The organism is Faecalibacterium sp. Marseille-Q4164, assembly GCF_017377545.1.
Taxonomy (GTDB): Bacteria; Bacillota; Clostridia; order Oscillospirales; family Ruminococcaceae; genus Faecalibacterium; species Faecalibacterium duncaniae.
The window spans coordinates 1-1,281 of record NZ_JAFREJ010000042.1 but is presented as its reverse complement, the minus strand read 5'-3'; the positions used below and the strand labels follow the sequence as shown (position 1 = coordinate 1,281).

The 1,281-nt window shown below is 56.0% G+C and carries 1 protein-coding gene; it reads left to right on the top strand.

Annotated features, from left to right (window positions below):
* Nucleotides 1–1,281: FAD-binding protein (locus J3352_RS14115; RefSeq protein WP_207700527.1), on the top strand; the 1,281-nt coding region annotated here is incomplete at both ends.

Sequence of the window (1,281 nt, the reverse complement as noted above, 5' to 3'; positions counted from 1 at the left end):
TGACCGCTGCCTGCGGACTTGCTGACCCGAATGCAGTCTGGGGGATGACGCAGGCTGCGTCCGAACTGGTGCGCAGCCTGCACCATCTGGGAGTACAATTCAACGTGACAGATGACGATGAACTCGACCTGCGGAATTTTGGCGGACAGAAGAAAAAGCGGACGGCCTTTGCACAAAGCGATACGGGAAAGCAGCTAATGACCGCTCTGATTGATGCTGTGCGCCGGGAAGAAAGCGCAGGAACGGTCGAACGCTTTCCACACCATAAGTTCCGCACCCTGCTGCTTTCCGGGAACATCTGCGGTGGCTGCACAGTGCAGGACACCTATACTGGCGAACTGCTGCGGTTTGTATGCGATGCCGTCCTGATTGCCACAGGCGGGCTGCATGGCTTATTCGGTGATACGACCGGCTCTCTTGCCAATACCGGAGAAGTCACCGCAGAACTGTTCCGTCTGGGCGTTCCGATGGCAAATCTTGAAATGATCCAGTACCACCCTACCACGGTCGAACTGGGCGAAAAACGGATGCTTCTGAGTGAGGCCGCCCGTGGTGAGGGCGGGCGGCTGTTTGCATTACGGAACGGGAAGCCGTGGTATTTCATGGAAGAAAAATATCCGGAACTCGGCAACCTGATGCCGCGTGACATCACCGCGCGGGAAGTCTGGACGGTCAGCCGTGACTATGAGGTGTTCCTTGATATGACAGAGCTTCCTAAAGAAGTCATGGAGCATAAACTTGCCGGACTGGTGGATGATTGTCAGACCTATCTGCACAAAGATATTCGCAAAGAACCCATTCCGATTTTGCCGGGTATCCACTACTTTATGGGAGGCATTCAGGTGGACGAGCGGCACCGCACTTCGATGCGGAATCTGTACGCTGCCGGTGAATGCTGCGCTCAGTACCATGGCGCAAACCGTCTGGGTGGAAATTCTCTTCTGGGTGCGATCTATGGAGGACAGATTGCTGCGGAAACTGCCTGCCGGGAAACAGTCAGTTCCCCCAATATGCCCTGTGCCGAAGAATCCCTTCTGCCCGAACTTTCCCCGGACGCTCAAATGCAGATGAATCGTATCCTGCTGAACGCACTCGGTGTCGTGCGGGATGCACAGACATTGGAAGCGGGCATTCAGGAAATCCGCAAACTGTCTGGCACCCTTCCGCTTCTGGGCTGTGCCATGCTGGAAAGTGCCCTCGCCCGAAAAGAAAGCCGGGGTGCGCACTGGCGGGCAGATTATCCCCAACGCAACGATGCCGTTTACTGCAAAACCACCGTGG